Genomic DNA, 24,378 nt, shown 5'->3' on the forward strand with positions numbered 1-24,378 from the left:
TCCACTAATACCATCGAAGGGCGAGCGTGGGAAGACCGGCGAAATTCACCCAGGACCAGATGCTGGACGCCGCGCTGGCCATCCTCGGCGCCGACGGCCCCGCCGCCGTCACCATGGCCGCCGTCTCGGCGCGCACCGGCGCTCCGATCGGATCCCTCTACCACCGCTTCGCCTCCCGCGACCTGCTGCTGGCCAGGCTGTGGCTGCGGTGCGTGGACAGTTTCCAGGAGGGCTTCATCGCCGCCATGGCCGATGACGACGTCGAGGCGGCCGCCCTGCACACGCCCCGCTGGTGCCGCGTCAACCCCGCCGCGGCCGCGGCCCTGCTCCTGCACCGCAGGGAAGACCTGGCCGCCCGGTGGCCGGATCAGCTGGGACCCGAACTGGCGGAGGTGAACCGGCGGACGGCCGGCGCCGTCGACGCCTACCTCGCGCGCCACCCCGGCGCGGACCGGCAGCACCTGATGTTCGTCCTGGCCGACGTCCCCTACGGCGCCGTCCGCCGTCATCTCCTGGCCGGGCGCCCCCCTCCCCCGGAGCTGGACGCCCTCATCCTGACCACCTGCCGGGCCGTCCTGGCCGCGGGTTAGACCTCCTCGCGCCAGCGGCTGGTGATGGGCAGGCGGCGGTCGCGGCCGAAGTTCTTCGGGGTGATCTTGGGGCCGGGCGGATACTGGCGGCGCTTGTACTCGGCCAGGTCGACCAGCCTGATGATCCTGGTGACCAGCGCCGGATCGTGACCGGCGGCGATGAGCTCGGCCGAGCCCATGTCCTTCTCCACGTAGTCGTCCAGCAGCCGGTCCAGCACCTCGTACGGCGGCAGCGAGTCGGTGTCGCGCTGGTCGGGGCGGAGTTCGGCGCTCGGCTCCTTGGTGATGGAGTTCTCGGGGATGGGGGCCGGCGCGTCCATCGCGAACAGCGGGCTGTGATGGGCGTTGCGCCAGCGGGCCAGCTCCCACACCATCGTCTTCGGCACGTCCTTGATGGGCGCGAAGCCGCCGGCGGAGTCGCCGTAGAGGGTGGAGTAGCCGGTGGCCAGCTCGCTCTTGTTCCCGGTGGTCAGCACCAGGTGGCCGTGCTCGTTGGACAGGCCCATGAGGATCATGCCGCGTACCCTGGCCTGGAGGTTCTCCGCGGCCAGGCCGGACAGCTCGATCTCCTTCTCGAAGCCGTTGACGATGTCGCCGATGGGCACGACGCGCGAGTGGACGCCCTGCCGCCGCACGAGCTCTTCCGCGTCGCCGATGGAGTGCTCGGAGCTGTAGCGCGAGGGCATGAGCACGACGTGGACCCGCGAGGGGCCGACGGCGTCGGAGGCGATGGCCGCGGTCAGGGCCGAGTCGATGCCGCCCGACAGGCCGAGGATGACCGACTGGAAGCCGTTCTTGGCCACGTAGTCGCGTACGGCCAGCACCAGCGCGTGGTAGACCTCGGCGGGCGCGTCGAGCGGCGCGGCCAGCGGCGCCGGGACCGGCTCGTAAGGGGCGAGCGGCTCGCCCGACAGCACGAACCGGTCGACGGTGATCGTGGAGCCGTCGCCCGCGTCGTAGGCGACCTGCGAGGGCGGCGCGTCGGACACGGCCAGCTCCAGGTCCACCACGAGCAGGTCCTCCTGGAACTGCGGCGCCCGCGCCACCAGCGCGCCCGTCGCGTCGACGACCAGCGAGTCGCCGTCGAAGACCAGCTCGTCCTGCCCGCCGACCTGGTTGACGTAGACGAGCGGGCAACCGGCCTCGCGCGCGCGCCGCGCGCACAGCTCCAGCCGCACGTCGTCCTTGTCCTTCTCGTACGGCGAGGCGTTCGGCGCGACCAGCAGCCCGGCCCCCGCCTGCCCGACGACGGCCACGGGCCCCCCGTCCTGCCAGAGGTCCTCGCAGACCGCGACGGCCACGTCGACCCCGTGCAGCCGGAAGATCGGCAGCCGGTCGCCGCGGACGAAGTAGCGGTACTCGTCGAAGACGCCGTAGTTGGGCAGGTGGTGCTTGGCCGTACGGTAGACGACCTCGCCGCGGTGCAGCAGCGCGGCGGCGTCGAGCGGCGCGCCCTTCGGCCGGCCGGCCCGCGGCGCGAGCCCGGCGCGGTCGACGTAGCCGACCAGCACCGGCAGTTCGCCGAGCCCCTCCGCGGCCAGGCGGGCCGCCGACTCCTCCAGCGTGCGAATGCTGGCCTCCACGAAGGAGGTGCGGAGCACGAGGTCCTCGACGGGATATCCGGTGAGGAACATCTCGGTGAAGACCGCCAGGTGGGCGCCGCGCCCGGCCGCTTCGCGGGTCCACGCGAGCAGTTTGCCGGCGTTGGCGGACAGGTCGCCGACCGTCGGGTTCGTCTGGACGAGCGCGATGCGCAGTTGAGCCACGTGACCAGCCTAGTCTGCGTCGCTTTCGTACCTGCGGAAGCGTTCCTCTGCCGGGATGTCCCTGGCTCTAGGCCGCCAGGGCGCTTCTGCGGCGGACGGCGGGCCCGAGGGCGATCATCCCGGCGGCCGAGAGGATGCCGACGCCGCCGAGCGTGAACCACAGCGCGCCTGCGCTCACGCCGAGCAGCGCGCTGCCGGCCAGCGGCGCGAGCACGGTCGAGACCGACCAGGCGAAGCCGAACAGCCCGGAGTAGCGTCCGCGCAGGTGAGCGGGGGCCAGTGCGGCGACGATGGTGCCGACGATGCCCGCGGTCACGATCTCGCCGGCGGTCCAGACGACGATGGTGAACGCGAGCATGGCCACGTTGGTGACGAAAGCCGTGAGGGCAAAGCCGACGGCCATGACGGCCAGCCCGGTGGCCAGCGTGACGGGCGCGTCCAGGCGGCCCAGCCAGTTGGACACCAGCGGCTGGACCACGACGATGAGCACCCCGTTGAGCGCCATGGCCAGTCCGAACTCGCCGGTGCTGAGCCCGACGACCTTGGTCATGGCGACGGGGAGCATGGTGAACGTCTGCGAGTACATGAGCGCGTTGCCCAGCACGACGAGCGTGAAGCCCACCATGACCCGGTCGCGCAGCACCGTGCCGAACCCGCCACCGGTCGTCCCCTCGGCCGGGGGCGGCGCGGTCTCCGGCACCGCCCGCCACACCAGGACGGCGAAGGCCACGCTGGTGGCGGCGTTGATCCAGAACAGCCAGACGAACCCGAGCTCGGCCAGCCAGCCGCCCGCCGTCATGCCCACCGCGTATCCGAGGTTGATCGCCCAGAACAGCAGCCCGTACGCGCGCGGCCGTTCGGCGGGCGGGACCAGGTCGGCCACGAGCGCGTTGGAGGCGGGCCGGTAGGCGTCGATCACGATGCCGAGCACGAACATGGCGGCCAGGATCGACGGCAACGAGGTGCTGTAGCCGAGCCACATCATAGCGGCGGCGGTGGCCAGCATGCCGCCGGCCAGCGTGGCGCGGCGGCCGATCCGGTCGGTCAGCACCCCGGCCAGCAACTGGGAGATCAGCGACCCCGCGCCGAACAGGGCCATCACGAGTCCGGCGGCGGCGACCGACAGCCCGCGCGCCTGGGTCAGGTAGACGCCGGTGAACGGCAGCACCATGGTGCCGAGGCGGTTGACGAGCGTACCGCTCCACAGGGCCCAGAAAGGCCTGGGCAGCCCGCCGACCTTCGATCGCAGGAAGGACGGCTTCTCGGCAAGTGCATTAGTCACCCCCAGAGCATGAAATATCCGCTTTTGGGGCTCCAACGATTTAGGGCACACTAAAACCTATGGGAGTGGCCTGGAAGCTGAAGAGCGAAGACGTCGCCAGGATCCGTTTCGGCTTCTCCCCGCTGTGGGAACTCGTGGCCAGCCTGCGCACGCTCCAGGACCCCGCCCGCCAGCTCGTCCACCTGCCGTGGATCAAGGCGGTCCGCCCCCGCCTGGCCCAGCTCGACATGGACGAGCTCTTCGCGCTCGTGCCCGCCGAGGGCTACCTCGCCGACTTCCTCACGCCGCCGCCCGACACCCCGCTGCCCGACTTCGCGCAGGAACTCGACCGGGTACGGCGCACGCCGCCCGAGACCGCCGCCCAGGAGGCGTCCAAGGTCGCGAACGTCGACCGGGCGGTGACCGAACGTTTCCGCGCCGACCCCGCCGCCGGCCTGCGGCGGACCGCCGACGCGCTCCAGGCGTACTGGGACGCCTGCTTCGCCGAGTACTGGCCGCGTGTCTACGGCCTGCTCGAACGCGACGTCCTGCGCCGCTCGCGGCAACTGGCCACCGGCGGCGCCCGCGAGCTGTTCGCCTCCCTCGACCCCGCCGTCGTCTGGACCGGCGAGCGGCTGCTCGTCGACCGCCCCTGGTGCGACGACAGCGGCCTGCACGGCGACGGCCTGGTCCTGGTGCCGAGCGCCTTCTACTGGCCGTCGGTCGCCGTGATGACCGCGCCGTACCAGTCGGCGCTCATCTATCCCGTGCTGGGCGTCGGCACCCTGTGGGAGGACGGGCCGCCGCCCGCGCCCGGCGCGCTGGCCGCCCTCATCGGCAGGAGCCGGGCGCAGATCCTGCTCGCGCTGGCCGAGCCGGCGACGACCTCGGCGCTGGCCCGCCGCATGGCGCTCACCGCCGGCGCGGTCAGCCAGCACCTCGGCGTGCTCAGCGACGGCGGACTCGCGGTCGGCATGCGGGTCGGCAAGCAGGTCGTCTACCGGCGCACCTCAACAGGCGACGCGCTGGCTGTCGGCAGCGGCGGGAGCCGGCGTGGGAACGGGTGAGGGGCGGGCGGGGCCGTACAGGAAGACGCCCGTGCGCTGCACCTCGCCGGGAACCAGGTCCAGGTCGTCGACGGTCCTGCGGTGCGCGCGCACGTCGGTCACCCGGAACGCGAACGGGCCGTCGCCCGCGCCGTCGCGCGCCACCCAGTAGCCGTCGGCGCGCCGCCGCAGGTCGCGCCAGTGGCCGTCCACGCGGACCTCGACGCTGCGCAGCGGCCCGCCATGATCGAGCACTTGTACGGCCAGCCACTCCTCGTCCGAGCCCGGCTTCACCACGAAGCCCAGCGACCGCTCCAGCTGCGGATCGGCCCGCGGCGCCGCGCAGGCGGGCCCGTTCAGCAGGTTGACCGTCCACAACACCACGCCCGCCGCGCCCAGCGCCGAGATCGCGCCGAGCCCCCGCCGCCTACGCCGTCTGTGCCGCGCCACATGAGTACATAGTGAAATCGCACGATCACGTTACGTATAGCGTGCCGACTCCAGCAGCCAGTCCAGGTGGGCACGCGGCGCGGCCAGGTAGGCGCAGGCCACCTTGCTGGCGTCGCGGGCCTCCTTGGGCTCCAGCTCGTCGAGCGGCAGCATGCGGGCCGCCGCGCGCATGTCGGCACACCGCTCCTCGACGCGGTCGAGCACCCACGCGGTCGCCGCCCGTTCGTCCAGGTCGAGCTCGTGCACGGCGATGACGACCAGGTTGTGCGCGTCGCCCTGCTCCTTCGGGCGCGAGGCCACGTCGTTGCACCAGGCGATCGTGTCGCTGCACGCCTCCACCAGCTCGCGCCAGGCGTCGCAGGCGTGCACCCAGTCCGGGACCTCCACGCGCAGGCACGGCTCGACCAGGTCGTACAGGTAGGGGCCGACGGTGCCCCTGCGCAGCGCCGGGTACTCCTCGATCGTCGGGATCCGGCCCGTCGCCCGGTTCCTGGCCTCGGTACGGCAGGCGTCGTGCTGGCGCTGCAGCCCCATCGCGAACCTGGCCCGCCACCGGTCGCTCATCCTGGCGCTGGTCACCCGCCACAGATCGGCGAACGCCGACTCCAGCGGATGCTGCGCCGTACCCTGGAGCAGGCCCTGGAAGATCTCCAGCGGGCACGGACCCTCGTCGAGCTCGTCGTCGAAGTGGTAGAGCCACGTCAGCCACTGCGCGAACAACGCCGCCGCGGCCGCGTCGAACTCCGCGAACGCCCGCCCGGCCATCCGGTGGAAGCCCACGCCCGGGTCGGCGCGCAGCCCCGTCCTGCGGGCCCAGTCGAGGACGGCGGCCTCGATCGCGTACACCGACGGATGCATACGGCAGGGCGCGGCCATCGCCGGGACCCGCTCGACCAGCGGCAGCAGCGCCTCGGCCGGACTGCCGCCGCGGCGGGGCGCGGGAAGCACCGGCTTCCTCGCGAGCACGGAACGCAGCGCGTCCCTCATGGAGGCGATCACCATCACAGGGGCCCGAAGAGCCAGTTGCCGCAGGCGTGCGGGTCCTCGCCGGTGTAGTACTCCTTGGCCGCCTCGACCAGGTCGGTCACCGACAGCACCCCCCGCGCGGTGCGGTCGAGGCGGTCGAAGGCCTCGTCCACGTCGTCGTAGGCGGTGCCGAAGGCGCTCAGCATCGTGCGGAACTCGCCCGGCCTGACGAACCCGTCGCCGTCGGCGTCGCAGAGTTCCGCCACCGCCTGGATCGCGGGACGGAAGACCGGCTCGTAGCGCTCCCCGTCGATGAACGCCGCCGCCATCGCCTTGTGGAAGTCCTCCCGGGTCATGCGCGCGTCCACGTCGCGGTCCAGCGCCCCGGACAGGGCGGCCCAGATCCCGTCGAAGCTGTCGACGAGCTTGGTGCCGGTCGCCGAGGTCGGCGACTCGCCGAAGCCCACCAGGATGCGCGCGCCCAGACCCAGAAGGTCCGCACGCTCGATCTCGCCGCCGCCGCTCACGTCGATGTGGTCGAAGGCGCGGTCGAGTTTGTGATTGCGCAGGTCGATAGCCACGAAATGCCTCCCCCGAGACTGATCTGCGTGCTCACATTAGGTGGGCGCGGGTGGTTTGTCAGTGAGCCACGCACCGGAGGGGCACGTAACGTGTGCGAAACACGGACACGGCATCCTGTAAGCGACCACCAATGTCTTCACGAGGGGCTGCCTTGGACCGCCAGCAGGAGTTCGTGCTCCGCACGCTCGAGGAACGCGACATCCGGTTCATCCGGCTGTGGTTCACCGACGTCCTCGGCTTCCTCAAGTCCGTCGCCATCGCCCCTGCCGAGCTGGAAGGCGCCTTCGCCGAGGGCATCGGCTTCGACGGCTCGGCCATCGAGGGCTTCGCCCGCGTCTACGAGTCGGACATGCTGGCCAAGCCGGACCCGTCGACGTTCCAGATCCTGCCCTGGCGCAGCGAGAACCCGGGCGCCGGCCGTATCTTCTGCGACATCCTGATGCCGGACGGCTCGCCCTCCCACGCCGACCCGCGCTGGGTGCTGAAGCGCACGCTCGCCAAGTGCGCCGACATGGGCTTCACCTTCTACACCCATCCCGAGATCGAGTTCTTCCTGCTGAAGAACCGGCCGGTGACCGGGGAGAAGCCGGAGCCGATCGACGCGGGCGGCTACTTCGACCACACCCCGCACAGTTCCGGCCACGACTTCCGGCGCCAGGCGATCATGATGCTGGAGTCGATGGGCATCTCGGTGGAGTTCAGCCACCACGAGGGCGCGCCCGGCCAGCAGGAGATCGACCTGCGTTACGCCGACGCCCTCACCACCGCCGACAACATCATGACCTTCCGCCTGGTCATGAAGGAGGTGGCGCTGGAGCAGGGCATCTGGGCCTCGTTCATGCCCAAGCCGTTCACCGAGCACCCGGGCTCCGGCATGCACACCCACATGTCGCTGTTCGAGGGCGACCGCAACGCCTTCTACGAGGCGGGCTCGGAGTACCAGCTCTCCAAGACCGGCCGCTCCTTCATCGCCGGCCTGCTGCGGCACGCCGCCGAGATCACCGCGATCACCAACCAGTGGGTCAACTCCTACAAGCGCCTGTGGGGCGGCGCCGAGGCCATCGCCGGCCAGGGCGGCGAGGCCCCCTCCTACATCTGCTGGGGCCACAACAACCGCTCGGCGCTGGTCCGCGTCCCCATGTACAAGCCGCACAAGGGCGGCTCGACCCGCATCGAGTTCCGCTCGCTGGACTCCGCCTGCAACCCCTACCTCGCCTTCGCCGTCATCCTCGCCGCCGGCCTGAAGGGCATCGAGGAGGGGTACGAGCTCCCGGCGGCCGCCGAGGACAACGTCTGGACCCTGACCAGCGCCGAACGCCGCGCCCTGGGCATCCGGCCACTCCCCCAGTCGCTTGACGAGGCCATCGGGGTCATGGAGCAGAGCGAACTGGCCGCCGAGACGCTGGGCGAGCACGTCTTCGACTTCTTCCTGCGCAACAAGCGCGCGGAGTGGCGCGACTACCGGCGCCAGGTCACCGAGTTCGAGCTGGGCCGCTACCTGCCGGTTCTGTAGCGGGTTTCGGAGGGGCCGAGGGGTGCATCCCCTCGGCCCCTTTTTTGTGAGCTTTGTTACGAAACGGGACCGTTGCGTATCGGAATCTCTTGCGATACGGTGACGTTGCGAAACTTTCCCGTATCGAAATTAAGGACCCCTTCCCCCATGGAAACCACCAACGGACACCCCCGCAGATGGGCGATCCTTGGCGTGCTCGTCTTCGCCCTGCTGGCGGTCGTGCTCGACAACACCATCCTGAACGTGGCGATGAAGACGATCGCCGATCCGGTCCAAGGACTCGGCGCCACCCAGAGCGAGCTGGAGTGGGCGATCAACTCCTACACCCTCGTGTTCGCCGGTCTGTTGTTCACCTTCGGCGTCATCGGTGACCGTACCGGGCGCAAGAGGATGTTGTTCATCGGCATGCTGCTGTTCGGGCTGTCCTCCCTGGCCTCCGCCTACAGCCAGGATCCGACGCAGCTGATCCTGGCCAGGGCCGCCATGGGCATCGGCGGCGCGGCGATCATGCCGGCCACGCTGGCCATCATCTCCAACGTCTTCCCGCCCCACGAGCGCGGCAAGGCCATCGGCGTCTGGGCCGGCGGCGTCGGCCTGGCGGTGGCGATCGGCCCCATCACCGGCGGCCTGCTGATCGAGCACTTCTGGTGGGGCTCGGTCTTCCTGATCAACGTGCCCATCGTGGTCATCAGCATGATCCTCATCGGCACGATCGTGCCCGAGTCGCGTGACCCGAAGCCCTCCAAGCTCGACCCGGTGGGCGTGATCCTGTCGATCATCGGTCTGGTCGCGGTCGTCTACGGCATCATCCGCGGCGGCGAGCTGGGCTCGGTCGTCAACGCCGAGGTCCTGCTGCCGACGCTGTTCGGCCTGCTTGTGCTGGGCGCCTTCGTCTGGTGGGAGCGCCGCGTCGAGCACCCCGCCTTCGACGTCCGCAACTTCTCCAACGTCCGCTTCAGCTCGGCCATCGGCATGATGGGCATCGTCTTCTTCGCGATGATGGGCGGGATGTTCTTCCTGACCTTCTACCTGCAGATCGTGCTGGGGTTCAGCGCGCTGCAGGCGGGGGCCATGATGATCCCGTTCGCCGCCGCGCAGCTCATCTTCGCGCCGCTCAGCCAGCGGATCAACGAACGCTTCGGCGCCAAGCTCTCCTCGACCGTCGCCATGTCGATCATCGCGCTGATCCTGGCCAGCTACGCGCTGTTCGACCAGAACACCCCGATCGTGCTCATCGAGATCGTCTTCTTCATCCAGGGTGCCGCGATGGCCAACATCATGCCGCCCGCGACGACCGCGATCATGGAGGCGCTGCCCCGCGAGAAGGCGGGCGTCGGCTCGGCGATGAGCAACACCGTCCGTCAGGTCGCCGGCGCGCTCGGCGTGGCCGTCCTGGGCGCGGTCCTGTCCTCCGCCTACCGCAGCGAGGTGGCCCCGGCCCTGACCGCCCTTCCCGAGGCGGTACGGCACGCGGCCGGCGAATCCATCACCAACACGGTCGCCGCGGCGCAGGGCGACCCGGCGATCCTCGGCCCCGCCTTCACCGCCTTCATCGACGGCATGCACGTGACCGCACTGGTCTCGGCCGTCATCGCCCTCGTGGGCGTCGGGGTGGTCGCCAAGTGGATGCCGGGCAAGGCCACGGCGGTCCTGCCCGTGGACGACAAGGAACCAGCGGTAGTGTGAGGCCGCGATGACGATTCAGGATGCAGGGGCGGCCCGTCCGGCGGGCCGGCCGCGTAGCGAAAAGGCCGAGAAGGCCATTCTCGAGGCCACCCTCGACCTCATCGGCGAGGGCATGGGCATCTCCGAGCTGTCGATCGAGGCGATCGCGGCCAGGGCCGGGGTCGGCAAGACGACGATCTACCGGCGCTGGTCGAACAAAGAGGACCTCGTGGTCGACGCGCTGGCCACGCTGAAGGCGCCGGTGCCGCCGCTGGCGGGCGAGTCGGTGCGCGACGACCTGGTCACGCTGCTCGACCAGATGCGCGACGAGTCCGGACATGTCAGGACCAGGTGTGTGATGAACATCGCGCTGAGCGAGTCGGACCGGTATCCGCACCTGTTCGAGAAGTTCAGGAAGATCGCGATCGAGCCACGCCGGGCCGCGATGCGCCGGGTCCTGGAGCGGGGCATGGCCAGCGGCGAGCTCCGCTCCACGCTGGAGGTCGAGCTGGCCATGGCCATCCTGACCGGCACGATGGTCTGGTTCACCAAGTGGGGCGACACCGCGGAGCGCGGGCCCGAACTGGCCGAGGGCATCGTCGATCAGGTCCTGGCCGGGATCGCGCCCTGAACCATCCCTTGCTCGTACGGCGGGGCGGCCCGCCGTACGAGGGACGGGGACTCCCGCGGCACGAGGGACGGGGAATGGCGCGGTACGAGGGATGGGGAATGGCGTCGTCGGGGCTGGGCAGAACGTGAGCAATGTTCTAGTCTCGCGGCCATGCCCCCCATGCGCAGGATCGTGGCCTTAGGCGCCCTGACATTAGGGCTCCTGTTACCCGCCGCCGCCGCACTGGCCCACGAGGAGCGCGAGGTCACGCTCCCGGACGGCAGCGGCAGTGTCCCGGCCTACCGGCAGGCCGAGCCCGATCTGCTGGTCTGCAAGAGCGACCGGCCCGACTTCGACCGCCGCATCGAGAACTTCCCCGCAGCCCTCAAGCAGCGAAATATCCAGCTCTACGAGTTATGTCAGCAAAAAGGCTTCAGGAACCTCCAGGAAGCCGTCGACAAGGTCGACCGACCGGGCATGGCGATCGCCATCCTCCCCGGGCTCTACCTGGAAGAGCCCAGCAGGGCCGCCCCCACCGGCACGTGCGCGAACCTCCCCGCCCGCTGGTCCGACTGGGGCTACCAGATCCTCTCCTTCGAACAACAGCAGGCCTGCCCGCACAACCAGAACCTCGTCGCGATCCTCGGCAAGAAGGACCTGCAGATCGAGGGCACCGGCGCCGGGCCGCTGGACGTGGTCATCGACGCGGAGTACCGCAAGCTCAACGCCATCCGCGCCGACCGCACGAACGGCATCTATTTCCGCAACTTCACCGCCCAGCGCACCACCTTCAACTCCCTGTACGTCCTGGAGACCGATGGCTTCGTCATCGACAAGGTGCTGACCCGCTGGAACGACGAGTACGGCTTCCTCACCTTCGCCAGCGACCACGGCCTCTACACCGACTGCGAGTCCTACGGCAACGGCGACGGTGGCCTCTACCCCGGCAGCGCCTCCAACATCAACGACGGCCGGGGCCACGACGTCCCCCGCTACGCCATCGAGATCCGCCGCTGCAAGAGCCACGACAACGCGCTCGGCTACTCGGGCACCGCGGGCGACTCGATGTGGGTGCACGACAACGAGTTCTACGACAACATGGTCGGCGCCACGATGGACAGCCTCTGGCCCGACCACCCCGGACTGCCGCAGAACCACGCGAAGTTCGAGAACAACAAGATCTACAACAACAACCGCGACTACTACCGGTACACACGCGACGGCACCTGCGCGAAACCGCCCGCCGAACGCGGTTACGAGAAGGGCGTGGTCTGCCCCCAGGTCGGCGTGCCACCGGGCACCGGCATCCTCGTCGCGGGCGGCAACTACAACATCTTCAAGAACAACCGGATCTGGGGCCACGACGGCAGCGCGTTCCACCTGTTCGGGGTGCCGGCGTTCATCCGGGGTGAGGAGTCGCTCGCCAAGCAGGCCGACACCTCCAACCACAACCGCTACGAGGGCAACGTCTTCGGCGTCAGCCCGACCGGCGAACAGCGTCCCAACGGGCGCGACGTGTGGTGGGACGGGCAGGGCACGGGCAACTGCTTCCAGGGCGACACCGGGGCGTCCTCACCGCAGGCGCTGCCGGTGTGCGCGGCCTCGGCGCCGGGGGTGTCGGGCGGGTCGCATCGGTGGGTGGCGGAGCCGGTGAAGATCCTCAAGCTGTACCTGTGTTCGGACTTCTCGGCCCAGGACGCCCGGCTGCCCGCGGGGTGCGACTGGTTCGGGGCGGCGGGGCTGGGGAAGGTGGAGGCGCAGCTGGCGCTGGGTGGGTCGTTGGTGCTGGGGTTGCTGGCCGTACTGTTCTGGTACCGCAACCCGGCCCGCCCGTCCGCCACCCGGCAGTCCACCGACGCGACCTCACAGAAGACGGCCCACGAAGCCCAGGCACTCCCCATGCCGCCTCCCGAGACACCTGGTCCCGGGAAGGGCGCTGCCGAGGTGACGGTCCCCGCGGCGGCTGAACCAGCGATCACGGCAGCCCCGGACACCCTGGGCGCCACGGATGCACCGGGTGCTCGGGGTGCTCCGGGTGCGGGGAACGCTTCGGGCGTGGTCGCCGCCGGTGCTCCAGGCGGGGCGGGTCCGCCTGGGGCAGGTGGTCCCGTTTTGGTGGGTGGCCGCAGGGCGCGTGGGGTGGGGCTTGTGGTGGGGACGGTGGTTGGGGTGGCTGGGCTGGTGCTTGATGTCGTGGCCGCCTCCGTCGACTCGCCGCTGCTCACCGCCGTCGCGCTGGCCGGGGTGGCGGGGTGGCTGGTCTGCCTGGGTGCCGTGGCACGGCGGGTCAGGCCGGTGTTCGGGTGGTTCACGGTGGTGCTCGGGGTGCTGACCGCGGCGGATGCCTTTGATCGGGCGGTTCACCTGATTCCGTTCATTCCGCTGGGTCCCGGCTGGGTGCGGGGGCTGCTCACCGGGGTCTGGGTGCTGTGGGCGGTGGTGGTGCTGGCGCCGCGCCGCCGTACCGGAGAGCGGGGGGTGGTCGGGTGAGGTGGCTGCTGGTGGCGGTCGTGCTGGTGGCGGGGTGCGGGCAGTTGTCCGATACGCATCATCGGCCCGGCAACAGCCACGAGGTGGCCACCGCGCCGCCCCGTACGGTCGACGGCGAGGTCGTGGTGCCGATCACGATCGCGCAAGGAAAGGTCAGCCCGCCGTCGGGGTGGGTGGAGATCAGGAAGGGCCAGCGGGTCGCCATCACCGTGACCAGCGATGTCTCCGACGAGGTCCACGTGCACGGCTACGACGTCGAGGCGGAGCTGCTGGCGGGCAAGGCGGTCACGGTGCGGTTCACGGCGGACGTGGCCGGGGTGTTCCAGGTGGAGACGCATGAGAACAAGCTGGTGCTCACCCAGCTGGCGGTGAAGTGAGCGGGATTCTGGCGCACGGGGTCGGCAGCCGGGGTGACCTGCCGATCCCGCTGTTCTACGCGTATGCGGGGGCGTTCGCGGCGCTGGTGGTGTCGTTCCTGGCGCTGGGGCTGCTCTGGCCGGACTCGCGTTTCCGCGGTGAGGTCGCGGGCCGCGTGTTGCCGCTGCGTCTGCCCGCGATGTCGCGGATGTTGCGCTTGGTCACGCTTCTGGTGGTCGCGTACACGGTGGGGTGGCTCGTCCTGGGGCCAGAGGAGGGCAACGCGGGGCCGCATCTCATCTATGTGATCTTCTGGGTGGGGCTGGTGCCGGCTTCGCTGGTGTTCGGGCCGGTGTGGCGGGTGCTGAGCCCGTTGCGGCTGCTGCCGGACCGTGCGCGCCGCCCGCTGCCCCCACGGCTCGGGTATTGGCCGGCCGCCGCCGGTCTGCTCGCGTTCACGTGGGTGGAGCTCGTCTCGCCGGAGCCCGCCGCGCCGTACACGCTGCTGGTCTTTCTGCTCGTGTACGGCGGCGCGCACATCCTCGCCACGCTCCGGTACGGCCACGCGTGGCTGGCCCGAGGCGAGGCCTTCGAGGTGTATTCAACGCTGATCGGGCATCTCGCCCCGTTCGGCCGGCGGGGTGACGGGCGGCTGGTGCTGCGTAATCCGTTCGACGGGCTGGACGCCGTCCGGCCGGCCCCGGGGCTGGTCGCGACCGTGTGCGTGCTGCTGGGGAGCACCGGGTATGACGGGTTCTCCGGCGCGCCGGTCTGGGTGGACGCGCTGCAGTCGGGTACGCCGGGCCGGCTCGTGCTGGGCACGGCGGGGCTGGTGGGGGCGATCGTGCTGGTGGCGGCCCTGTACGCGAGCTGCCTGTGGCTGGCCGGGCGCATCGGCGGCGCGCGGGGGCTGGCGCCCAGGTTCGCGCACTCGCTGGTGCCCATCGCCGTCGGCTACCTGGTCGCCCACTACTTCTCGCTGCTGGTGATCGAGGGGCAGCGGGCATTCGTACTGGCGCTGGGGCTGAGGGCCGAGGTGGACCTGGAGGCGGTGAGCCCGGCGACGATCGCCGCGGTGCAGGTGCTGGCCATCGTCATCGGGCACGTGGCCTGCGTGGTGGCCGCGCACGACCGGTCGGTACGCCTGCTGCCGCCCGCGCGGGCGGTCGCCGGCCAGATCCCGATGTTCGTGCTCATGATCTGCTACACCATCGGCGGCCTGACCCTGCTGCTGGCCGCATGAGGCGGGCACCGGTCCAGCGGCGCAGCGCCGAGCGGGTCGAGCGCATCCTCGACGCCGCCGCCCGGCTGCTCGACGAGAGCGGCTACGAAGGGCTCAGCACCCGCCGGGTCGCGGCGGTGACCGGGCTGCCGATCGGCTCGGTCTACCGGTACTTCCGCGACAAGCGGGAACTGGCCGACGCGCTGGCGGCGCGGAACCTGGCCGCGTTCGTGCGCCGGGTGCGCGGGCGCGGGATCACGCACTGGGAGCCGCTGGTGGAGGCCGTGGTCGACGAGTACCTGGAGATGAAGCGGACGGTGCCGGGGTTCGCGGTGGTCGACTTCGGGGCGAACGCGGAGGTGGCCGAGGCGCTGGCGGAGGTGCTGGCCGTACAGGCTGGGCTGGTTTGTGACAGCGGCGTGCTGCTCGTCGCGGTGGAGGCGGCGGACGCGCTGCTGCGCGCCCACCACGACGAGCCGCACCTGATCGCCGAGACCAAGGCGATGCTGCGCGCCTACCTCGCGCTACGCCTCGACACACCCGCCCAAGATCCCGGCTCCAGGGGCAGTTGATCGGCAAGAAGGACCTCCGGGCGGGAAACGCTCAGCTGTCCTGAGGTCACCGGGTCCAGCTAGACCAGGCTGCTCCAGTATGTCCAGAAACGGATGGTGATCAGCGCGAGGACGGCCAGGTACCACAGCGTCAGCACGATCACGTGGTTGCGGGCGAAGGGGCGGGCGAGGTTCCTGAGCGTGACGTAGAGGAAGACCGGGATCGTCACCGCCCACACGACCATGCAGTACGGGCAGAGCGCGCCGATCACGTAGAGGCTCTGGTAGATCAGCCAGTGCACGAACACGACGCCCGCCGTGACCCCGATCTGCAGCCCCGCCCAGAACCACCGTTTCGGCACCGCCCCGGCCAGCAGCGCGGCGCCGGTGGTCGTGACGATCGCGAACCCGGCCACGCCCAGCAGCGGGTTGGGGAAGCCGAACAGCTCCGCCTGCGGCGTGGACATGATCGAGCCGCACGAAAGGACCGGGTTGATGCTGCAGCTCGGGACGTACTCGGGGTTCTTCAGCAGCGCGATCTTCTCGACCGCCAGCACGAACGCGGCGACCAGCCCGATCCCGCCGCCGATCAGCAGCAGGTACGGCAGCAGCCGCGGGAACGGCTCCGCCCGCCGCTCACTTGGCGAGAGCCGCATCGATGGCCGCCTTGATGTCGTCGGTGGACTTGGGCTGGAGCTTCTGGCCGTTCAGGAAGAACGTCGGGGTGCCCTCGACGCCGAGCGCCTGCCCGTCGGCGACGTCCTTGTTGATGCGGGCCAGCGTGTCCTCGGCGGCGTAGGCCTTGTCCCAGGCGGCCATGTCCAGGCCCATGCTCTGCGCGAACTCCCTGAACAGCTTGTCGGCCGGGGTCTGCTTCTCCGCCCACTGCTTCTGCGTCTGGTACATGCGCTGGTACATGGCGTCGAAGCGGCCCTGCCGGGCCGCGGCCTCGACCGCCCGCGCGGCGCGCTCGGCGTTGAAGTGGCTGGCGATCGGGAAGTAGCGGGCGACGAAGGTGACCTTGCCCTGGTACTCCTTGCGCAGCTGCTCGATCACCGGGAACGCGGCGCCGCAGGCCTCGCACTCGAAGTCCAGGAACTCCACCAGCGTGACCTTGCCGTCCGGGGCGGTCTGGAGGCGGTGGCTGTCGGCGCGTACCACCTGGGCCTGTGCGGCCGGCGCCTCCCCGCCGGACCTGCTGACCACCAGGACGGCGGCGACCACGACCGCGAAGACGGCGATGGCGGTCAGGACGAAGGCGGTGTTGCGCTTTCTGGCGCGCAGGCGGTCGTCTTCCTCGCGCATGGCCTCGACCTTGGCGCGGCGCGCCTGAGCCCGATCCTGCTCGTCCGACACGTGGCCTCCCTGGAGTTTCTACATCGCGTAGAAAATTGGATTTCTACCTAGCGTAGAAGATGAGGGCAGTGGTCGGTCCTGCGGTCAGGCGAACATCGGGCTCAGCCGGGCCAGAAGGCGCCGCAGGCCACCGGGGCGACCAGCACCGCCACCGGGCCGCTCATCAGGACCAGCGCCGCGGTGTACACCGCGGCCGGGATCCACCTCCGGCCACGCGACGTGCCGAGCAGGCGTTCCACGCGCTGCGCGACGCCCTCGTCGGCCAGCCGGAACGCACCCTCGGGCCCCTTCGGGACGGCCATGAGCACGATTGCGCGGGCCAGCGTACGATCGCCGCTCACCCGCCGCGCCTGGTCGTCGGCGAGCATCTCCAGCAGCACCGGTACGGCCCGCCGCGCCGCCTTCACCACCGGCAGCCACGGAAAGGCGGCGGCCAGCGCCGCGAACGGCATCAGGAACAGGTCGTGCCGCCCCCGCGCGTGGGCCCGCTCGTGCGCGAGCACCGCCCGGAGCTCGGCGGGGTCCAGCAGATCGAGCGCCCCGCGGCTCAGCACCACCCGGGACCGCCACCCGGGCACGCAGTAGGCCACCGGCGCGGCGCCCGGCAGCACGTACACCTCGCGGCCGGCCGGCAGGCCGAGGCCCACCTCACGCTCGTCGACCCGGTCGGCCAGGATGTCCACGAGCGTGCGCTGACGGCGCTGCCCGGCCACGGTCCTGACGGCGGTGCGGGCCGTGTGCGCCACGAGCCAGGCGATCAGCGCGGCCGACCAGGCCAGCGCCAGATGATGCCCAGGACCGAGCCCGTCCAGGCCGCGCCCGTCGACCACCTGATGCCCGAACGTGTGCATCCCATGCGGAAAGGCCGCCGCCAGCGGGGCGACCGCCGCGACCAGCCCCACCCCCACGGCCCCCAGCCCACCGGCCAGCCCGATCGCCTGCCAGAGCACCAGCGCCGCCCGGGGATGCCGGCGCGCCCACTCCGCCCCGGCCAGCGCCGCGGCCACCCGCCCGCCGAACACCGCGGGCAGAAGCGCCATCCCGGCCACGACCAGCCAGAACGTCACGACCCCCCGTCCCTGTCCGTATCGCCGCGGCCGGCTTCCCTGGTCGCCGTCAGGTCGGGGCGGTCCACCAGTGCGGCCCGGAGGGCGGCCGCCACCTCCGGTGACACCGCGCCCACGAACCGGCTCACCGCCGCCTCCACGTCACCGGCCTCGTCGAGCGCCTCCCGCATGGCCTCGGCCACGAAGGCGTCCTTGCCCGCCGCCGCGCGGTACAGATGCGCCCGGCCCGCCCGCTCCCTGGTCGCCAGTCCCTTGCGCGACAGGCGTACCAGCACGGTCAGCACGGTCGTCACGGCGGGTGAGGAGGGCAGCGTGGCGGCGAGGTCCTGGGCCAGGATCCCCTCCGGGTGCGCCCAGAGTGCCTCCATGACCGAGCGCTCCAGGTTGCCGAGCCGCACCGCCGTACCCCTCTCGCGAGATGTCCCGCTCTACGGTAGACGCTCGCCCGCGATGGACGGAGCAGAGGTGAGGGTCGTGGCGACCGTCTCCTCGCGGACCGGGGCGGGGGCGAAGGCGGCCGGGCGGCGCCGCCACAGCGGGAGGGCGATCAGCACCATGACCACGCCCACCAGACCGGCGGCGACGAACGCCCAGGCGGGGCCGTACCCGTCGATGAGGGCGCCCGCGATCGGCGCGGACGACGCGCCCCCGATCAGCAGCGCGGTGCCGTGGAAGCCCATCGCCTCGCCCCTGGCCGCGGCCGGGACCCAGCGGCTGGCCGTGTCGACGGTGCTGGACAGGGCGGGCGCGCACAGGACGCCCGCCGGGACCAGGGCGAGCAGCAGCAGGCGCCAGTCGCCGCCGACCAGCCCGACCGGGATCGTCAGCGCGCCCATCAGCCCGATCAGGAGCAGCGGCGAGAAGCCCCGCGACAGGCCGCCGTAGACGAAGCCGCCGGCCAGCGAGTAGAAGCACCAGATCGCCACCGCCAGGCCCACCCAGCCGACGTGGCCGGCGTTCTTCATCGTGGCCACCATCGCGAGCTCGGAGGCGGTGAGGATGAACGTGGCCGCGGCGGTCGTGCCCAGCAGCGCCACGAACGCGGGCGTCAGCCACTGGCGCCGCGGCACCCGGACCTGGTCGGCCAGCAGTTCCTCGGCCGAGCGGGTGGGCGGGTTGAGCACGATCAGGGCGGTGCCGGAGCCGACCAGGCCGACGGCGACGACCGTCATCGTCCACGTGCTGCCGAGCGTCGTGACGCCCGCGACGGCCAGGGCGGGCCCGGCCATGTACGCCAGCTCGACCAGCATCGAGTCGAGCGAGAAACCCATCCGGCGCTGCTCCGGCGGCACCAGGGCGGCCAGGCACTGCCTGATCACGCTGAACACCGGCAGCGCCAGCAGCCCGGCCACCGCCGCCGCGACCGCCAGCACGGGGAACGGCAGCGCCCACGCGGTGGCCCAGAACACCGCCTGGGCGAGGGTGGTGGTGATGAGGACGGGGCGCAGGCCGTACTTGTCGACGAAGCGTCCCGACAGCGGCGAGCCCACCGCCATGCCGACCGTGCTGGCCATCGTGACCAGGCCGGCCTTGGCGAATCCGAGGTCGAGGGAGTATGCCACGTGCAGGGTCAGCGCCATGCCCGTCGCCGTGGACGGGACACGGGCGAACAGCCCGATCAGCAGCAGGTTCCGGACACCGGGCAGCCGCAGCAGGCGCCGGTAAGGCTCGATCGCCATGATTGTTACTTACCTCCAGCCCCTATTGTGACGGGTCGCACTGACACTTTCCGCCCGGGTGAGGCATCATCGATGGTGTCCGGGTACGCCACTGGGGCGACTCGAGGCTTTGTTCAGGAGGGTTGTTCCATGTCCTCTCTGTATGGCGGCGTCACGGGCCGCCGCGTCACCGTCCGCGATCTGGCCCAGGCCAAGGAGCGGGGCGAGAAGTGGCCGATGCTCACCGCGTACGACGCGATGACCGCCCGCGCGTTCGACCGGGCCGGGGTGCCGGTGCTGCTGGTCGGCGACTCGGCGGCCATGGTCGTCTACGGCTACGACTCCACCCTGCCCGTCACCGTCGACGACCTGCTGCCGCTGACGGCGGCGGTGGTGCGCGGGTCCTCGCGCGCGCTGGTCGTCGCCGACCTGCCGTTCGGCTCCTACCAGGGCTCGCCGGCGCAGGCCCTGGAGACCTCGGCCCGCTTCATGAAGGAGGCGGGCGCGCACGCGATCAAGCTGGAGGGCGGGCGCCGCGTGCTGCCCCAGGTGGAGCTGCTGGTGTCGGCGGGGGTTCCGGTGATGGGGCACCTCGGGCTGACCCCGCAGTCGGTCAACGCGCTCGGCGGCTACCGCGTCCAGGGGCGCGGCCAGTCGGGCGACGAGCTCATGGCCGACGCCAAGGACCTCGAACGGGCCGGCGCGTTCGCGGTGGTGCTCGAATGCGTGCCCGCCGAACTGGCCGAGCGGGTCACGACGTCGCTGTCCATCCCGACGATCGGCATCGGCGCGGGTGCCGCCACTGACGCCCAGGTCCTGGTATGGCAGGACATGATGGGACTGACGGAGCATCCGGCCAAGTTCGTGAAGGCCTACGGCACGCTGGCCGCCGACCTCGACCGCGCCGCCCGCGCGTTCTCGGACGAGGTGGTGTCGGGCGCGTTCCCGTCCCCCGAGCACACCTACACCTAGCGTCCACCTGGCGTCCAGCTGGCGTCCACAGTTCCGCAGGGCGGTACCTGGAGGCGGCTCCCGGCGGCCGGGCTGGCATGATCTGAGCCATGACAGACGTGAGCGGGCTTTCGATCGGCATCCTGGGCGGCACCGGAGACCAGGGCAAGGGGCTGGCGCGGCGGTTCGTGCTGGCCGGGCACACCGTCCTCATCGGGTCACGCAGTGCGGAACGGGCACAGCAGGCGGCCGAGCCCATCGGCGCGCGGGGCGCGGGCAACGCCGAGGTGGCCGCCCAGGCGGACGTGGTGATCGTCGCGGTCCCCTGGGACGGCCACAAGGAGCTGCTGGAATCCCTCCGCACCGAGTTGTCCGGAAAAATCGTGATTGATTGCGTCAACCCACTCGGCTTCGACAAGCAGGGCGCCTACGCGCTGCCCGTCGAGGAGGGCAGCGCCGCCCAGCAGGCCGCCGCCGTGCTGCCGGACAGCCGCGTGGTGGCCGCCTTCCACCACGTCTCGGCCGTGCTGCTCCTGGACGAGACCGTGGAGAAGGTCGACCTGGACGTGCTGGTCCTGGGCGAGGACCGCGAGGCCACCGACACCGTCCAGGCGCTGGCGGCGGTCATCCCGGGCGTGCGCGGCGTCTACGGAGGCCGCCTGCGCAACGCCCACCAGGTCGAGGCGTTCACCGCGAACCTGATCTCCATCAACCGCCGCTACAAGGCCCACGCCGGCCTGCGCGTCACCGACGTCTGAGCCATCCTCTGACAGCTCCCGCGCCGACGTCCGAGCCGTCCCCCGACGGCTCCCCCGCCGACGTCCGAGCCGTCCCTGACAAACCCGGCCCATCCCCTACGGCTCCCGCCCCCAACCCGCCTCCCGCCGACGTGAGCGGCCCCCGGTCATCGGGCGCTTCTCACGTCGGACGCACTCCCCGCCGCCACGAGGCCCGTGCACCGGCCAAGTGGTTCACAACCACCCGGCATCCTCGGCGATCCGCACCGCGTCGATCTTGTTCCGCGCCCCGGTCTTGGTGATGGCCGAGGTCAGATAGTTGCGTACCGTGCCCGGCGACAGATGCAGCCGCCCGGCCGTCTCCTCCGCGCTCACCCCCTGGGCCGCCTCCCGCAGGACCGTGGTCTCACGCTGGCTAAGGGGGCTCTCGCCGTACTCCATGGCCGAGCTCACCAGCTCGGGGTCCAGCACCCGCAGCCCCGCGTGCGTACGGCGGACCGCGTCGGCCAGCCGCTCCCCCGGCGCGTCCTTCACCAGGAACGCGGTGATCCCCGCCGCCAGCGCCCTGCGCACCTGACCCGGCCGGCCGAGCGCGGTCAGCACGAGGATGCGGCACTGCGGCAGCCGTTCGCGCAGTTCGGCGGCGGCTGTAATGCCGTCCACGACCGGCAGGTCGATGTCGACGATCGCGACGTCGGGACGGTGTTCCAGCGCGGCGGGCACGATCTCGTCCCCGCGCGTCACCTCGGACACCACCGCGAGGTCGGGCTCCAGCCGCAGCAACGCCGAGAGCGCCGCGCGGATCATGAGCATGTCTTCCGCCAGCAGGACCCTGATCACGCCGGCACCTCCACGACCAGCCGGAACGCGCCGCCGTCCGCGTGCGCGGCGACGCTGCCGCCCGCCTGCCCGGCGCGCTCGGCCAGGCCCGTCAGCCCGCTGCCGTCTTCGCGGGGCGTGCCGGGCGCGCCGTCGTTGACGATCTCCAGGCGCAGCCGGCCCGTCTGGGCCGCCGTGGTGATGGTGCAGGTCGTGGCGGCGCTGTGGCGCAGGACGTTGGTGACGCCCTCGCGTACGGCCCAGGCCAGCGCCTCCTCCGACGCCCGGGGCGGCACGGCGTCGGCGAGGTTGACCTGCACGCTCACCCCGGACGCCTCCAGCAGCGAAGCGGCCCGTTGCGTCTCGCCCCGCAGCGTCAGCTCCCGGTACCCGCGGGCCACCTGCCGTACGTCCTGGGCCGCCTCCCTGGCCACCTTCACCAGGTCGCCGACCTCGGTGCGGGCCGTACCGGGATCGCGGTCCATGAGACGGGCGGCCAGATCGCCCTTCAGCGCGATCGCGGTGAGGCTGCGGCCGAGACCGTCGTGCAGGTCGCGCGAGATGCGCAGCCGTTCCTTCAGCACGGCCGCCTCGGCCAGCCCGGCGCGGGCGGACTCCAGTTCGCGGCTGACGGCGACCAGGCGGACGACCACGTACACGATGATGCCGCTGATCGGGATCGTCACCGCGTAGAGGGCGGCGACGACGGGGATGTTCAGCGTGACCATGATGCCGCCCGCCTGCACCACCGTCATGAGCGCGAGCAGCGGACCGGCCGCCCACAGCGGCAGGTACAGCAGGAGCGTGCCGGCGAGCAGCTGCGCGGTCACCCCCGACCAGCCGCTCGGCAGGAACGGGTCGGGCAGATAGGTCGCCACGGCCTGGACCACGACCGTCAGCGGGAACAGCGGGGGCCGCACGCCCCTGAGCGCGGCCCGCATGTTGAGGACGTGGGGGATCCAGCAGCCGGCGAGCGAGGCGAGCACGAGCAGGGTGACGTCCAGCCGGCCCGAGCTCAGGTAGATCAGCCCGAGCATCGGGTAGCCGACGGAGATCACCGCGATCAGCCAGGTGGCGAGGCGTTGAGCGGAGGAAGCGGTCATTGTCCGACAAATCTACGAGCGCCGCGGCTCCCAGCGAAACCAGAGCCGGATCGCGACCAGCCCGGCGAGCGTCCAGACCGCCAAATTCAGGGCGGGCGCCGCGAACTCCCCCGTCTTCATCGCGTGTACGGCGGCGCTGGTCGGCAGCAGGTCGAACCCGGCGCGTACCCAGGAAGGCAGCAGGTCGAGCAGCGGCCCCATCGCGCCCGCCCCGATCCCGCACACCAGGAACACCGGCACCGTCATCGCCGCCGCCAGCTCCGCCCGCGGGATCGCCACGGTGTAGGCGGCGCCGAGCACCGCCACGCAGACCGCGCCGCCGAGCACCGCCGCGACGAAGACCACCGGATTATCGGGGAAGGGCACGTCCGCCACGAACCGCACCGCCAGCAGGCAGCCGATCACGAGCGCGACCGTCTGCGTGACCGTGCTGGCGATCTCCCCGGCCAGGATCTGCGCGTCGGTCAGCATGGTCGAGCGCAGCCGCTTGAGCACGAGCTGGTCGCGCCGCATGGACAGCGCCACGGCGATGTTCATGAACCCGGTGATCGACAGCACGAGGGCGGTCGAGCCGTAGAAGGTCTGGGTGGCCCAGGCGACGCCGTCCGCCTGGACGTGCCGCATGAGCAGCGGCATCCCGATGGTCAGGCCCACCGGCGTGATCACCGACCCGGCCAGCATGGACTTGTCCCGCCAGAACAGGCGGGCGCCGAGCTTGTAGGTGGCGGCGACGCTCATGAGGTGCTCCTGTCGAGGAAGAGGTCTTCGAGGGTGGCGGCGCGTACGTCGAGCCCGGTCAGCCGCAGGCCGCGCCCGGCCGCCCAGCTCAGCAGCGTCTGCGCGGCCAGGTCGGGGTCCTCGGCGCGGCAGACGGCCAGCTCGCCGTCGAGCGTGACGGGCAGCGGCAGCTCGCCGGGGGCGACGCCCGGCGGCATGCGGAAGGCCACCCGGCCGCTCTGGGCGGCCAGCGTCTCGGCCATCCCGCCCGCGGCGATGATCGCGCCGCCGTCCAGGATCGCCAGCGACGAGGCCAGCCGCTGCGCCTCCTCCAGGTAGTGCGTGGTCAGCAGCACCGTGACACCCTCGGCGGCCAGGCCGCGCACCAGTTCCCAGGTGTCGCGGCGGGCCTGCGGATCCATGCCGGTCGTCGGCTCGTCGAGGAAGAGCACCTCGGGACGTCCCAGCGTGGCCAGCGCCAGATCCAGCCGCCGCTTCTCCCCGCCGGACAGCTGGCGCACCTTGGTGCCCGCCTTGTGCGCGAGCCCCGCCAGCCGCAGCGCCTCGTCGCGGGGACGGGCGGCCGCGGTGAAGTCGCGCCACGTGTCGACCGTGCGGGCCACCGTCAGGTCGGGGAAGAACCCCGCCTCCTGCAACATCACGCCGGTACGGCGCCGCGCCTCCCCCCGCTGCCCCGCCGGATCGAGCCCGAGCACCCGCACCGTGCCCGCGTCCGGCCGCTGGAACCCGGCCAGCACCTCGACCGTCGTCGTCTTGCCCGCGCCGTTGCGGCCGAGCAGCGCGAAGATCTCCCCTTCCGGAACCTCGAAGGAGACGCCCTTCACGGCCTCGAACGCGCCATAGCGCTTGACGAGGCCGGATACCTGGATGGCTGTCATGC

At 71.4% G+C, this 24,378-nt stretch carries 25 protein-coding genes; 11 read left to right on the plus strand and 14 right to left on the minus strand.

What is annotated here, in order from left to right:
• The first annotated feature begins 26 nt into the window (after positions 1-26).
• Positions 27-590, plus strand: coding sequence for a TetR/AcrR family transcriptional regulator (locus ACFWYW_RS07925; protein WP_379611512.1), 564 nt, complete (start codon positions 27-29; stop codon positions 588-590).
• On the opposite strand, the gene ACFWYW_RS07930 is transcribed toward ACFWYW_RS07925, so the two are convergent.
• Together ACFWYW_RS07930 and ACFWYW_RS07935 are read right to left on the minus strand one after the other, a co-directional pair.
• A complete protein-coding gene (locus ACFWYW_RS07930; protein WP_379611511.1) occupies positions 587-2,356 on the minus strand; it encodes an NAD+ synthase in 1,770 nt (589 codons plus the stop codon). The genes ACFWYW_RS07925 and ACFWYW_RS07930 overlap by 4 nt on opposite strands.
• A 67-nt stretch (positions 2,357-2,423) precedes the next feature.
• Positions 2,424-3,638 (minus strand): MDR family MFS transporter, encoded by a 1,215-nt coding sequence (locus ACFWYW_RS07935; RefSeq protein WP_379611510.1) that lies wholly within the window; start codon positions 3,636-3,638, stop codon positions 2,424-2,426.
• Between the two features lie 59 nt (positions 3,639-3,697).
• On the opposite strand from ACFWYW_RS07935, the gene ACFWYW_RS07940 reads away from it, so the two are divergent.
• The gene (locus ACFWYW_RS07940) at positions 3,698-4,684 is read left to right on the plus strand and encodes a DUF5937 family protein (protein ID WP_379611509.1); all 987 of its coding nucleotides are present in this window, start codon (positions 3,698-3,700) and stop codon (positions 4,682-4,684) included.
• Here ACFWYW_RS07940 and ACFWYW_RS07945 read toward each other — a convergent pair.
• Genes ACFWYW_RS07945 through ACFWYW_RS07955 form a run of 3 tightly spaced genes read right to left on the minus strand, consistent with a single transcriptional unit; the run spans position 4,628 to position 6,660 of the window.
• Entirely contained in the window at positions 4,628-5,113 is a 486-nt protein-coding gene (locus ACFWYW_RS07945; RefSeq protein ID WP_379611508.1) for an expansin C-terminal domain-related protein, read from the minus strand. The two genes, ACFWYW_RS07940 and ACFWYW_RS07945, sit on opposite strands and share 57 nt — an antisense overlap.
• A gap of 30 nt (positions 5,114-5,143) precedes the next feature.
• Positions 5,144-6,100, minus strand: coding sequence for a terpene synthase family protein (locus tag ACFWYW_RS07950; RefSeq protein WP_379611507.1), 957 nt, complete (start codon positions 6,098-6,100; stop codon positions 5,144-5,146).
• Between the two features lie 14 nt (positions 6,101-6,114).
• Complete coding sequence (locus ACFWYW_RS07955) at positions 6,115-6,660, minus strand: EF-hand domain-containing protein (protein WP_379611506.1); 546 nt, start codon at positions 6,658-6,660, stop codon at positions 6,115-6,117.
• 152 nt (positions 6,661-6,812) lie between these two features.
• On the opposite strand from ACFWYW_RS07955, the gene glnA reads away from it, so the two are divergent.
• The 7 genes from glnA to ACFWYW_RS07990 all read left to right on the plus strand — a co-directional run bounded on the left by glnA (position 6,813) and on the right by ACFWYW_RS07990 (position 15,090).
• Positions 6,813-8,174 (plus strand): type I glutamate--ammonia ligase, encoded by a 1,362-nt coding sequence (gene glnA, locus ACFWYW_RS07960; RefSeq protein WP_379611505.1) that lies wholly within the window; start codon positions 6,813-6,815, stop codon positions 8,172-8,174.
• A gap of 147 nt (positions 8,175-8,321) precedes the next feature.
• Entirely contained in the window at positions 8,322-9,860 is a 1,539-nt protein-coding gene (locus ACFWYW_RS07965) for an MFS transporter (protein ID WP_379611503.1), read from the plus strand.
• A gap of 7 nt (positions 9,861-9,867) precedes the next feature.
• A complete protein-coding gene (locus ACFWYW_RS07970) occupies positions 9,868-10,470 on the plus strand; it encodes a TetR/AcrR family transcriptional regulator (RefSeq protein ID WP_379611502.1) in 603 nt (200 codons plus the stop codon).
• A 150-nt stretch (positions 10,471-10,620) separates the two neighbouring features.
• Positions 10,621-12,939, plus strand: coding sequence for a right-handed parallel beta-helix repeat-containing protein (locus ACFWYW_RS07975; protein WP_379611501.1), 2,319 nt, complete (start codon positions 10,621-10,623; stop codon positions 12,937-12,939).
• The gene (locus ACFWYW_RS07980; RefSeq protein WP_379611500.1) at positions 12,936-13,316 is read left to right on the plus strand and encodes a hypothetical protein; all 381 of its coding nucleotides are present in this window, start codon (positions 12,936-12,938) and stop codon (positions 13,314-13,316) included. Before ACFWYW_RS07975 ends, ACFWYW_RS07980 begins: the two co-directional genes overlap by 4 nt.
• Entirely contained in the window at positions 13,313-14,539 is a 1,227-nt protein-coding gene (locus ACFWYW_RS07985; RefSeq protein WP_379611499.1) for a hypothetical protein, read from the plus strand. Before ACFWYW_RS07980 ends, ACFWYW_RS07985 begins: the two co-directional genes overlap by 4 nt.
• Complete coding sequence (locus ACFWYW_RS07990; RefSeq protein WP_379611498.1) at positions 14,536-15,090, plus strand: TetR/AcrR family transcriptional regulator; 555 nt, start codon at positions 14,536-14,538, stop codon at positions 15,088-15,090. The genes ACFWYW_RS07985 and ACFWYW_RS07990 overlap by 4 nt, the downstream gene beginning before the upstream one ends.
• Positions 15,091-15,149: 59 nt before the next feature.
• Here ACFWYW_RS07990 and ACFWYW_RS07995 read toward each other — a convergent pair whose 3' ends face one another.
• From ACFWYW_RS07995 to ACFWYW_RS08015, 5 genes are all read right to left on the minus strand, one after another.
• Complete coding sequence (locus ACFWYW_RS07995; RefSeq protein ID WP_379611497.1) at positions 15,150-15,725, minus strand: vitamin K epoxide reductase family protein; 576 nt, start codon at positions 15,723-15,725, stop codon at positions 15,150-15,152.
• Entirely contained in the window at positions 15,706-16,425 is a 720-nt protein-coding gene (locus ACFWYW_RS08000; protein WP_379611496.1) for a DsbA family protein, read from the minus strand. Before ACFWYW_RS08000 ends, ACFWYW_RS07995 begins: the two co-directional genes overlap by 20 nt.
• 101 nt (positions 16,426-16,526) lie before the next feature.
• The gene (locus ACFWYW_RS08005; RefSeq protein ID WP_379611495.1) at positions 16,527-17,492 is read right to left on the minus strand and encodes a M56 family metallopeptidase; all 966 of its coding nucleotides are present in this window, start codon (positions 17,490-17,492) and stop codon (positions 16,527-16,529) included.
• On the minus strand, positions 17,489-17,890 hold the full coding sequence (locus ACFWYW_RS08010) for a BlaI/MecI/CopY family transcriptional regulator (RefSeq protein WP_379611494.1): 402 nt from the start codon (positions 17,888-17,890) through the stop codon (positions 17,489-17,491). Before ACFWYW_RS08010 ends, ACFWYW_RS08005 begins: the two co-directional genes overlap by 4 nt.
• Positions 17,891-17,920: 30 nt before the next feature.
• Complete coding sequence (locus ACFWYW_RS08015; protein WP_379611493.1) at positions 17,921-19,171, minus strand: MFS transporter; 1,251 nt, start codon at positions 19,169-19,171, stop codon at positions 17,921-17,923.
• 129 nt (positions 19,172-19,300) lie between these two features.
• Between ACFWYW_RS08015 and panB the strand changes: the two genes are divergently transcribed.
• Entirely contained in the window at positions 19,301-20,122 is an 822-nt protein-coding gene (gene panB / locus ACFWYW_RS08020) for a 3-methyl-2-oxobutanoate hydroxymethyltransferase (protein ID WP_379611492.1), read from the plus strand.
• A gap of 89 nt (positions 20,123-20,211) precedes the next feature.
• A complete protein-coding gene (npdG, locus tag ACFWYW_RS08025; protein WP_379611491.1) occupies positions 20,212-20,859 on the plus strand; it encodes an NADPH-dependent F420 reductase in 648 nt (215 codons plus the stop codon).
• A 213-nt stretch (positions 20,860-21,072) separates the two neighbouring features.
• Here the strand turns inward: npdG and ACFWYW_RS08030 are convergent, their stop codons facing one another.
• Genes ACFWYW_RS08030 through ACFWYW_RS08045 form a run of 4 tightly spaced genes read right to left on the minus strand, consistent with a single transcriptional unit; the run spans position 21,073 to position 24,376 of the window.
• Positions 21,073-21,678, minus strand: a complete 606-nt coding sequence (locus ACFWYW_RS08030; protein ID WP_379611489.1) for a DNA-binding response regulator — start codon at positions 21,676-21,678, stop codon at positions 21,073-21,075.
• Complete coding sequence (locus ACFWYW_RS08035) at positions 21,675-22,760, minus strand: sensor histidine kinase (RefSeq protein ID WP_379611488.1); 1,086 nt, start codon at positions 22,758-22,760, stop codon at positions 21,675-21,677. Before ACFWYW_RS08035 ends, ACFWYW_RS08030 begins: the two co-directional genes overlap by 4 nt.
• Before the next feature lie 12 nt (positions 22,761-22,772).
• Complete coding sequence (locus tag ACFWYW_RS08040; RefSeq protein ID WP_379611487.1) at positions 22,773-23,498, minus strand: ABC transporter permease; 726 nt, start codon at positions 23,496-23,498, stop codon at positions 22,773-22,775.
• Positions 23,495-24,376, minus strand: coding sequence for an ABC transporter ATP-binding protein (locus ACFWYW_RS08045; protein WP_379611486.1), 882 nt, complete (start codon positions 24,374-24,376; stop codon positions 23,495-23,497). The genes ACFWYW_RS08040 and ACFWYW_RS08045 overlap by 4 nt, the downstream gene beginning before the upstream one ends.
• Between the last annotated feature and the right edge of the window lie 2 nt (positions 24,377-24,378).

This window comes from Nonomuraea sp. NPDC059023 (assembly GCF_042740095.1).
Taxonomy (GTDB): domain Bacteria; phylum Actinomycetota; class Actinomycetes; order Streptosporangiales; family Streptosporangiaceae; genus Nonomuraea.